The following is a 10,855-nucleotide window of genomic DNA, read 5'->3' on the forward strand; positions in this document are numbered from 1 at the left end:
CCAAAACATCACGCTTGATACCCGCCCTTGTATGAGTATAATTACGGTGGATTGGCAGTTGGCGATGCGTATCATTTGCCCAGGTGTCATTATCTCGAGGTCAGACTATGCCATCACCCAGCGAGAGGAAAATTATTGTACTGCCGGACGGCCCATATAAAGTAGTGGGCGGGGTGCCCCTCTGCCGCAAGACGCAGATCGTCTCGGAATACGGGGAACCGCTGACCTGGCGCAAGGACGAGGATATCCCCGTCCCAGAGACCTACTTGCTGTGCCGCTGTGGCCAATCGGCGCGCAAGCCTTTCTGCGACGGCACCCATCGCCATCTGCCGCCGCACAGATGATGCTGGAAAGGAGGCTGTCCTATAGAAGCTGTTGGAAAGGAGGATGACCGATGGGAAAGCCCAAAGTATTTGTGGCTCGCGTGATTCCGGACGAAGGACTGGCGCTCATCCGGGAATCGTGCGATGCGGACATCTGGCCGGCCCAATTGCCGCCCACCCGCGCGGAACTCCTCGAACGGGTGCGCGGCGTCGACGGTATCCTTTCCCTCCTTACCGATACCATTGACGCCGAGGTGATGGATGCCGCCGGCCCGCAACTGCGTGTCATCAGCAACTTCGCCGTCGGCGTGGACAACATTGACCTGGCCGAGGCAACCCGCCGCCGGATCCCCGTCGGCCATACGCCGGGCGTTCTGACCGAGACGACGGCGGACCTGGCCTTCGCCCTCATGCTGGCGGCGGCGCGCCGCATCGTCGAGGGGGTGCGCTATGTGCAGGCCGGCCTGTGGAAAACCTGGGGGCCGATGCTCCTGCTCGGACAGGATGTGGCCGGCGCCACCCTCGGCATCATCGGTTTCGGGCGCATCGGCAAGGCGGTGGCCCGCCGCGCCGGCGGATTTCACATGCGCATCCTGTATTACGACCCGTACTGTCGGGAGGACCCCGCCGCGCAGGAGCTGGGCGCCCAATGTGTGGACCTGGAAACGCTCCTGCGGGAATCGGACTTCATCACCATCCATGTCCCGCTCACGCCGCAGACGCGCCACATGATTGATGACCGGGCCTTCGCCCTGATGAAGCCTACTGCCGTGTTGGTCAACACGGCGCGCGGCCCCATTGTGGACCCGGAGGCGCTGTACCGGGCGTTGAAGGAGCGCCGCATTTTCGCCGCGGCACTGGATGTCACCGAGCCAGAGCCTCTGCCGGCGGACAGCCCACTGCTCCAGCTTGACAATCTCATCGTCGTGCCGCATATTGGAAGCGCCAGCGTGGTCACGCGCGGCAAAATGGCCCGTATGGCGGCGGAAAACCTGCTGGCCGGCCTGCGCGGCGAGCGCCTCCCATACTGCGCGAACCCGGAGGTGTACACTGCCGGCACGCCGGCGGCATAAATCTTTCCGGCTCAGAGGACCAGCCTGTGCCGATCATCACCCTGCTCACTGATTTCGGGGAACGCGATGGCTATGTGGGAGCGATGAAAGGGGTTATCCTGGGCATCGCCCCCCACGTCTCCCTGGTGGACATCTCCCATGACATCCCGCCCCAGGATATCCCCTCAGCCGCCTATGTCCTTTGGAGCACCTACCGCTTCTTTCCGCCGGACACCATCCACCTGGTCGTGGTGGACCCTGGGGTGGGGACGGAACGCCGGCCCATCGCCGTGCAGACCCGACATGGCCGCTTCGTCGCGCCGGATAACGGCGTGCTGGGATATGTGCTGGGACAGGAGGAGGAATGGCAGGCGGTGCACCTGACGGAACGCCGCTTCTGGCGTCCGGAGATCAGCCGGACCTTTCACGGCAGGGATATTTTCGCCCCCGCCGCCGCGCACCTGGCCGCCGGCGTCCCCCTGCATGAATTCGGGCCGGCCATCACCGACCCGGTGGCAGTGCCGTTCCCCCAGGTCCGCCGGCTGGACGAGGCACGCTGTCAGGCATGCCTGGTATATATTGATCGCTTCGGCAACTGCGTGACCAATCTGCCGGCCGAGTATCCTCTGGCGGGCCGGCCGGCGGCTTCGTGGGGGCCGGCGCTCTCCGCCCAACTGGGCGGCCACCACATCCGCGGCCTGCACCCCACCTATGCCGCGGTCGCGCCCGGAACGCCTCTGCTCCTGGCGGGTTCCAGTGGGTTCGTGGAGATCGCCGTGCGGGAAGGGAACGCCGCGGCCCGCTTCGGCGCCCATGCCGGCGACCCGGTGGAGTTTCGCATCATCCCATCATCAGAACATCGCTAGGGAAAGGTTGATATCCCATGGAACAGTTCGTCATCGAAGGTGGGTATCCTCTGAAGGGTACGGTCCGCATCAGCGGGAATAAGAACGCCGCCCTGCCGCTCCTGGCGGCCAGCCTGCTCACCGATGAGGAAGTCATCCTCGAGAACATGCCCAACATCCTGGATGTGCGGACGATGATACAGCTCATCTCCGACCTGGGAGCGGAGGTCCGCTGGATCGGTGACGGCATGGTCGCGGTGCGCGCCAGGGAGGTGCGCAAGGCGGAGCTCTCGCCGGAGCTTTGCCGGCAGATCCGCGCCTCCATCCTGCTGGCCGGCCCCATGCTGGCCCGCTGTGGCCAGGTGGACCTCCCCCTGCCGGGCGGCGACGTCATTGGCCGGCGGCGCGTGGACACCCATTTCCTGGCCCTCAAAGCCCTGGGGGCAGAGGTGGAGGTGGACGGCGGATACTCCATGCGCGCCCACAAGCTCGCCGGCCAGGACATCCTCCTGGACGAGGCCAGCGTCACCGCCACAGAGAACGCCCTCATGGCGGCGGTGCTGGCGAAGGGCACTACCATTATCCGCAATGCCGCCTGCGAGCCGCACATCCAGGACCTGGCACATTTCCTCAACGCCATGGGAGCGCAGATCGAGGGCATTGGCTCCAATACCCTCATCGTTCATGGCGTGGACCGCTTGCACGGCACGCGCTACCGCATCTCCCCGGATTACATCGAGACGGGGAGCTTTATCGGCCTGGCGGCGGTGACGCGCAGTGAGATCCTGATACAGGATGCCGGCCCGGAGTTCATGCGCATGATCCTGCTCAAGTTCCGCCGGCTGGGGGTCGAGGTCGAGATCCGCGGCCAGGACATCTTTGTGCCGGCGGATCAGCCCCTCGAGGTCGTCTGCGATGTGGACGGCGCCGTGCCCAAAATTGACGATGCCCCATGGCCCAACTTCCCGGCGGATCTGATGAGCATCGCCGTCGTGGTGGCCACCCAGAGCAAGGGCACGGTCCTTATTCACGAGAAGATGTTCGAGAGCCGGCTCTTTTTCGTGGACAAGCTCATCGCCATGGGGGCGCAGATCATCCTCTGCGACCCGCATCGGGCGGTGGTGGTGGGGCCGACGCGACTGCACGGCGAGCAGTTGGAAAGCCCGGACATTCGGGCCGGCATGGCCCTGCTCATCGCCAGCCTGTGCGCCCGCGGGCAGAGCGTCATCCGCAACATCGGCCAAATCGACCGCGGGTATGAGCGGGTGGATGAGAAACTGCGGGCGCTGGGGGCGCGCATCGAACGGGTGCGCATCCCATAGCGCGTGCGGACGCGAAGAGGCCGGCGGAGCAAATCCGCCGGCCTCATGAGCCGTTAAGTATTTCGGACCTCTTCTGCTTATTCCCCTTTATTGCCAACCTTGGTCAAGATCGGCCGTAGGCCGATGACCTCCACCAGTTTGTCCAGCAGTTCCAGGATGAATTTCTGCCGAAAGCCGCACAAACAGGCCAGTGCCGAGGGGAACCAGCTCGACGAAACCGTCTGGATATTGATGCTCATGGCCAGCATGCCGCTGACGACAATAAGGTATATGAAGGCACCCAGCATTGCCCCCATAATGGGCTGGACCACGTACCACATGTTGTACTGGCGGTCGAAGTCCTGCTGTTCCGCCACGTGCCAATACAGGCTGTACAATGCCCCGACGACGCCGCCGATACCGCCCCAGATCATGGTGTCCCAGAAGGGCAGGATATCGCGCATGTTCAGCGCTTCGGTGACACGGGTCAAATTGCCGACCCAGACGGCCAGCGGCCGGTCGAAGGCCAGCACCAGGACGAAGGCGATGAAGAACAGGAACTCATAGCCGAGGATGATGGTGCCGTAGGTGGCGGCCCACCGCCGGCTCTCTTCCTTGCGCCGCAGTAACCCCTGTGCCTGCATGGTCAGCTTTTCCGCCTCCGTGAAGCCATCCGGCCCCCGCAGTAAGGCGGCGCGTGCCTGCTGAAGCAGGCTGGCCACATCCTCCAGCGTGTCCGACCGCGCCCCCACTTCCCGCGTCATCTGCTGGTACAGGGCGTCAATATCCTTGGTCAGGGACTGCAGGCGGGCCTGGAGCTGTGCGTCCATGGCCGGCGCGGAGGGGGCTGTGAACGCAGGCTCCGCGGCCGCGGCCGGCTCCGCTCCCTTGGTCACCTCGACCCGGGCAGTGGCGGGTGAGGATGGGGCGGCGGTGGCGCCGGCTACCGCGGCGGCCGGCACTGCCCCAGGCTGAGAGGGGTTCGCGGCGGGCGAAGCCGCGGCGGGGGAAGGGGCCGGCGTCCGCTCCTCCGGCTCCATCGCCAGCAGTTCTTCGCCCAACAGTCTCTGCAGTTCCCAATCGAGGTCAAAACGGTCACTCGAAGCGGCCTTTGCCGGCTGGCTCGGAACCTCGTCCCATTGTTTGACGCTGACCACCCTCGTGCGTTCGACCATGGATCGCATTCCTCCCATGCAAGGGTTTCGCGCCGTACGTTCTTCCGTCAGAGTTCATTATAACACAGCGTGCGGGCGAAGTACAGGGGATTACGCCCGAGGGAACGCTTTTCAATATTAAATCCGCCGGCCGGCGCGGAAAAGAGAATGGGGGCAGGTTTAATCCTGCCCCCACCTCTGCCCTGCTGGAGCGAAGGCGGAAAGGTTACCGGGCGCTGCGGGTGGACAGCACGACGGGAATGGTGCGCAGTAAGATGCTGATATCCAACCAGAAAGAGCGCTTCTCAATGTACTCGATGTCCAGCCGGACGATCTCGTCAAAGCGCAGGCTGCTGCGGCCGTTAATCTGGGCGTACCCGGTGATGCCGGGCAGGACATCCAGCCGCCGGCGGTGCCACTCTTTGTACAAATCCACCTCATAGTAAATGGAAGGGCGGGGGCCAACCAGGGACATGTCCCCTTTCAGCACGTTGAACAACTGGGGCAGTTCGTCCAGGCTGGTCGCCCGCAGGAACTTGCCCACGCGGGTGACGTTGTTGCCGTTATTGGGCTTATAGATGGGCGCATCCCTTTGTATCAGGTCTTCCAGGCTCTCGCCGTTGATATAGGCCTCGGCGAAGCGGCGGTGGGCACGGTCGTTATCCGGGTCCACCCGCATGGAGCGGAATTTGTAGAAATTGAAGATGCGGCCGTGCCGGCCGACACGCTGCTGGACGAAGATGGCCGGCCCGGGCGAGTCCAGCTTGATCGCCACCGCGATCACCAGCATGAGTGGGGCGAAGAGGATCAATGCAATGCCGGCAACCAGCACATCCAGCAGGCGCTTGGCCATCTCATAGGTCTGCAGGGAGACGGTAGCGCGTCTGGTTGGAAAAGCCGGCGCCACCAGCCGGGATTGTTCCACTGCCATCATCGCACCTCGGTTCCACAATGTAGCTTGAACGCGTTGGCCCAGCATGAGAATCTCCTGATCCCGCTTTTCCAGTCCGATTACAGTATACGCGCGCCAGGTGAAAATACAATGAAAACACCTGACGCGCTGTATGACAATTTGTTCATGTATGCCCATGTCGGGCGTTGGGATCAGGGCACTGTCCAGTAGCGTATGGTCAGCTTCGGCCGCAGTTCGACCGGAGAGCCCTCCGAGGCCATGAAGTCGTGCTGGACGTTGGCGCTCACTGGTGTGCCAGGACAGCGGATGATCAGGCCGTAGTTGGGCTTGGTGCCGGCCACCCACTCCTGCACCATGCTGGTGATATCCCAGGAGAACCAGGTGTTTTCCCCCTCGATAAAGACCAGGTCCGTGGGATCGGCATCGCGGTCCTCCGGGGGCAGGTTACAGCCGCCGTCGCCCCACATGACACCGCTGCGGGCGTAGAGCCAGGATACCTCTCCCGGCACCCACTCGCGCCGCACGGCGTAACTGCCGGCCCAGGTGCCGGCGGGGTTGAACACATCCGTGGCGAACAGGTCCAACCGCGCCTCCACGATATGGGCGTCCGCCGGGATGGCGCTGACATCAAAGCGCAAGAGCATGGACATGCGGTCGCGGTCCCCACCGCGGAAGGTCAGCAAGGGCTGGCCCTCATAATTGGCGGTGCCGTCCCAGGTGCTGATCCATGTGTCGAGCGTCCCGCTGTATCCCCCGCCGCCCTGCTGGAGGACCACCGTGGTGGGGATGGGGGTGGCCGCCAGCGTGGGTGTCGGCGAAGGGGTGAAGGTATGGGTGACGGTCGGCGTTGGCGTCGGGATGGGATAGAGCCGGATGATGAGCGGCAGGAGCACGTTCCCCGGCGTGGCGGTAGGCGTGGGTGTGGCCGTCGCGGTGTGGGTCGGCGTGGGCGTGGGGAACGGGCCGGCCGGGCAGGTAATGTTGAGGAGGTATGGGCCGGGGGCCGGCGTCCCGAAGCCGCTGAACGTATCCACCACGATATAGTACGTCTTAGGCGGGGCGTTCCGCAGGACCGCAAAGGTATCCCCGAACCCGCCATCCACGCAGTTGGTGCCGTAGGGCGCGTCCAGCATGAAGACATCCACTTCGGTGGGCGCCACGTAAGATAGTGTCACGGTGATATCCTGGGTGACGCTTGTGGTGAGGATATAGACCTGCTCCGGGCCGGCTTCCGGCCAGCTTGGGATGCAGGAGTAGGTGTCCACGCGTGCCGGCGCGCCGCGCGTGTCGCCGGCGTACGAAACCCCGCAGGCGGCCGGCACCGCTCCGCTCAGGTCCAGCATGCCCGGCGGCAGAGGCGTGCGCGTCGGCGTGGCCGTAGGGACCTGTGTGCCGGTTACCGTCGGCGTCGGCGTCAGCGTGTGCGTGCCCGTCGGGGTGATGGTCGGCGTCCGGGTCGGCGTGCCGGTGATGGTCGGCGTCGGCGAGACCGTGGGCGTGGGTGTGATGGTGGGCGTGCTGGTCGGTGTACGGGTAGGTGTGGCTGTCGGCGCGGGTATCCAGTCGCCGAAGTTGACCGTCACCGTCCAGTTGGCAATGACGGTCACCCACCACTCATCCAGGGTGGTGGACTGGAAGCCGGGCGGGTTGGTCTCCGTGACAATATAGATCCCTGGGTTCAGGCCGGAGAAGCGGTACAGACCGTTGGAGGCCGTCACCCAGGTTTGCAGGACGGTGCCAAAGCGGTCCTTGAGGGTGACGGTGGCGCCGGGGAGGCCGGGTTCGCCTTCATCTTTGATGCCGTTGCCGTTCAAGTCGTTCCAGACGGTGCCGGCGATGATGCCGGTGGTCGGCGTGGGGGTAGCGGTCGGCGTGGAGGTAGCCGTCGCTGTGGCCGTGGCCGTGGCGCTGGGCGTCGGCGTCACCGACGGCGTAGGCGTGTGCGTCGGGGTGCCGGTCGGCGTATGGGTCGCGGTAGCCGTGGGCGTCGCCGTCGGGGTAGCCGTCGGCGGCGGAGGCAAGTACGACACGCACAGGCGGGGCCGGAAGCTGGTGGTCCAGAATTCCGAGCTGAGCAGGTTGTACTGCAGGGTGACCGGCCCGGTAGCGATCAGGATCAGGCCGTGGTTATTTTCGGGATGGGCCACCCAGTCCCGCGCCATATCGGTGACGTTAAATTCCACCCAGATGCCCTCGCCGTCCAGCAGGCGCGTGTCGGTGCTGGTGCCCAGCCGGTCCGTGCCGATGCCGTTACATCCCGGCACCGACCAGGGCACTCCCGTGCGGGCGATCCGCCATGTCACCTCGCTCTCCACCCACTCTTTCAGCACTTGATACGAGGAGACATAGACGGGATAGGGTTTATCGCGCTGGCTGGCATACACGGACAGCCGGGCGTCCACCACATAGCGGTCTGACGGGATGCTGGAGACGTCGAACTTCAGCAGGCTGGCGATCGCCCCGTCCGATTTCAGGCGGATGAAATTGCCACTGCCGTCGTTCAGGTCGGGGGTATAGCCGGAGATATTGGCGTCAATGCTGCCGGCGTATCCCCCATCTCCCTGGCGGAAGCAGACGGTGGTGGGGATGGGGGTCGGTGTGGGCGTATTGGTGATGGTCGGCGTCGGCGTGGGGGTCGGCGGCGTGCCGGTCGGCGTCGAAGTGCTGGTTGCTGTGGGTGTGGGAGTCGGTTCGGTCAGCCGCTTCAGGATGACGAAATGGACGATTTCATCGCCGTCGCCGTTGCTGTTGATGCGAAAATCGTTGCCGGCCGGCTGGCGGTTAGCGAAATGGGCGTCCTCCAGGGTAAAGGTCTGGGTCTTCCAGGTGTTGGAGTTGGTCTTGGTGACGGTGCCGGCGCTCTTCGTAATCCCGTCAGCCGAGTCATATTCCAGCGTCCAGGTATCGGTGCCGCGGTCGAAATAGGTCACCGTCACGGAGACCACGTTGGAGCCGCCGAAGAGGTAGCGGTCATCCACGTCGAAGTACATGAAGGGATTGCCGGAGGCCTGGTCGGTGCGCCGGCAGATCCAGCCCTCTTTCGTGGTGCCCAGGAAGGATTGGCCGGCCTCCACGTTGGGATTTTGGATCTGGTACGGCCCGGTGCCGGCCGGCCGCCACGTCAGCGGCACCGTGCGCCCGCCGGGCGCATCATTATCCTGCTCCAGGAAGAAGCGGTAATTGCCCCACTGCGGGTAGTAGGTATAGCCGCTCTCGCGCAGTGCCACCCATACATCCGGCGTGTCGTGCACGTCCCTGCCCAGGTGCGCATTGGCAAAGCGCAGGATGGGCCAGATGGAAGTCCCGCCGGCGACGTCTTTCAGCACGTTCTCATCCAGCGTCAGGTAATCGGCGTGCTTGTCCAGGGCGTTCAGGATCGCCCAATACAGCAGGGTGTCATCCGGCAGGTAAAAGCGGTAGGTCTCGAAACCGATAGGCACCGTGTCCGAGTAGCTGACCGCCGGGTCGTCCAGGAAGGAGCGGTACTGCGGATGAGAAGGATCGTCGCGGCGCAGGGCTTTGTCACGATCGGGAATCAGGCCATCCCCCTTGAAGCCGACGTAGAGGGTCGCGGCGTAGTCGGCGATGTGCACGCGCTCCGAGTCACTGCGGAAGCGCGGGTAGTGCTGGGTCATGAGGGGCTTGTTCGGGAAGGCCTGGCGGTACCAGGTGATGATGTTTTTGACGACCTGTTCCCAGGCGCCCTGGTCGCCGTAGCCGGCGGAGATGAGGCAGGCGTCGAAGTAGTCCGGCGCCGGCTGGTTCTCCCCATAGGCGCCGGTGCTCACCTCCACCCACGCCACGCGCGGGTCGTTGTTATAGCGCGCCCCAAAGGCCATGATCAGATTGCGAAAGTTGGTCTGATATTCCGAGGACCAGTAATTGGGGATGGCGTGCGGGTTGCCATAATAATCCGTACACACGATGGTGGGGATCCAGGAGGGGGAGACGTTTCCGCCGCTCACCCCCTCATAGGTGTTGATGGCCAGCCCCACGGGTTTGCCCAGCGCCGCTTCCTGCTCGATCCAGGTATCGACGCGGCTCCAATCATAGTAGCCGTAGGAGGTCTCGATGCGCTTCCACTGGAAGGCGTTGTGGCCTCCCACCACGACGCCGGGGTAATCGCTGGGGCGCAGATGGGTAGTATCCAGAAAGACGTAGATGCCCGGATTGGTAATGGGGGGCGGGGTGACCGCCTCGACCACATCCTGGGCTTCATGCGGCCGAAGGGAAGGCATCGTATAGTCGCGGATGGCGCGGCCGGCCTGGGCGCCGCCGGCCACCAGCAAGATGAGCACTCCCGCCACCAGCAACATGATTCCCACACGCAGGCGCATTTCTCTTCCCTTCCTTTCCAGCTTGGGCAGGCTCCGTCAGGGCAACGCCATTATACGGGCGAACCTGATGAACGTCAATGATGGGGACAGGGCCTCTCCCGGTCCCTACTCCCTCCACAGCAGTGGGATGTAGCAGCGCGCCGGCAGGACCACCTCGGGGGTGCTGGTCTGGGTTGGCGTGGGGGTCATGGTCCCCGAAAGCCAGGCCCCGAAGTCAATGGTCACCGTCCAGTTGGCCAGCACCGCCACGATCCAACTATCGGCGGTGCTGGGCTGGAAGCCAGGTGGGAAGGCGGCACTGAGCACGTAGTTGCCGGCCGGCAGGCCGGCGAACTCATACTGCCCACTGCTGTCCGTGATGAAGCTGTCCACAACCTGATAGGCCATATTTCTCAGGGTCAACGTCGTGCCAGGAAGCCCCGGCTCGCCGGCCTCCCTGGAACCATCCCTGTCCAAGTCGTGCCAGACCACGCCGCGAATGGTGCCGGCCGCCGGCGTGGCGGTCGCGGTAACCGTGGGCGCCGGCGTGACAGTCGCCGATGGGGTGGCCGTCGCCGTTATGGTCGGGGTGGTCGTCTCGGTCGGCGTCGGCGTAGCGGTCGGCGGCTCCGTGGGCGTCGGTGTGAAGGTTTCCGTGGGGGTCGGGGTAGGAGCCGCCGGCAGATGGGCGATGCACAACTGCGGCCGATAGCCTACCTGGGAGAAATCGGAGCTGTAGAACGTGAAGGTGGTGGCGACTGGGCCGGCGCCCAGCAGGATGAGGCCGTGGTTCTGTTCCGGGTGCTGGACCCAGGTGCCGGCCGGCGCGGTCACGTTGAAGTGCACCCAAACGCGCTCTGCCTCCAGGCTCTGCACTTCGTAGGTCGCGGCGGAGCGGTCCACCCCGGGCGCGTTGCTACCAGGGCTGGCCCAGGGATCGCCGGCACGCGC

At 64.6% G+C, this 10,855-nt stretch carries 8 protein-coding genes; 4 read left to right on the forward strand and 4 right to left on the reverse strand.

From position 1 onward, the window contains the following. Positions 1-107 precede the first annotated feature (107 nt). From H5T60_06760 to murA, 4 genes are read left to right on the forward strand one after another with little or no spacing between them, the layout of a single operon-like run. Positions 108-344, forward strand: a complete 237-nt coding sequence (locus H5T60_06760) for a CDGSH iron-sulfur domain-containing protein (protein MBC7242129.1) — start codon at positions 108-110, stop codon at positions 342-344. A gap of 50 nt (positions 345-394) precedes the next feature. After that, positions 395-1,396, forward strand: a complete 1,002-nt coding sequence (locus H5T60_06765; protein ID MBC7242130.1) for a D-glycerate dehydrogenase — start codon at positions 395-397, stop codon at positions 1,394-1,396. Beyond that, entirely contained in the window at positions 1,393-2,241 is an 849-nt protein-coding gene (locus tag H5T60_06770) for an SAM-dependent chlorinase/fluorinase (protein MBC7242131.1), read from the forward strand. The genes H5T60_06765 and H5T60_06770 overlap by 4 nt, the downstream gene beginning before the upstream one ends. 17 nt (positions 2,242-2,258) lie before the next feature. Next, positions 2,259-3,542 (forward strand): UDP-N-acetylglucosamine 1-carboxyvinyltransferase, encoded by a 1,284-nt coding sequence (murA, locus tag H5T60_06775; GenBank protein MBC7242132.1) that lies wholly within the window; start codon positions 2,259-2,261, stop codon positions 3,540-3,542. Positions 3,543-3,619: 77 nt separating this feature from the next. Here the strand turns inward: murA and H5T60_06780 are convergent, their stop codons facing one another. From H5T60_06780 to H5T60_06795, 4 genes are all read right to left on the reverse strand, one after another. After that, positions 3,620-4,696 carry a hypothetical protein gene (locus H5T60_06780; GenBank protein MBC7242133.1) on the reverse strand — a complete coding sequence of 359 codons (1,077 nt, stop codon included), beginning with the start codon at positions 4,694-4,696 and terminating at the stop codon, positions 3,620-3,622. 205 nt (positions 4,697-4,901) lie between these two features. Next, the gene (locus H5T60_06785; protein ID MBC7242134.1) at positions 4,902-5,606 is read right to left on the reverse strand and encodes a sugar transferase; all 705 of its coding nucleotides are present in this window, start codon (positions 5,604-5,606) and stop codon (positions 4,902-4,904) included. Positions 5,607-5,779: 173 nt separating this feature from the next. Further along, positions 5,780-9,913: a DNRLRE domain-containing protein gene (locus H5T60_06790; protein MBC7242135.1), complete on the reverse strand. Its 4,134-nt coding sequence runs from the start codon at positions 9,911-9,913 to the stop codon at positions 5,780-5,782. Between the two features lie 117 nt (positions 9,914-10,030). Then, complete coding sequence (locus H5T60_06795; GenBank protein ID MBC7242136.1) at positions 10,031-10,807, reverse strand: carboxypeptidase regulatory-like domain-containing protein; 777 nt, start codon at positions 10,805-10,807, stop codon at positions 10,031-10,033. Between the last annotated feature and the right edge of the window lie 48 nt (positions 10,808-10,855).

This window comes from Anaerolineae bacterium (genome assembly GCA_014360855.1).
In the GTDB taxonomy this organism is placed as follows: domain Bacteria; phylum Chloroflexota; class Anaerolineae; order JACIWP01; family JACIWP01; genus JACIWP01.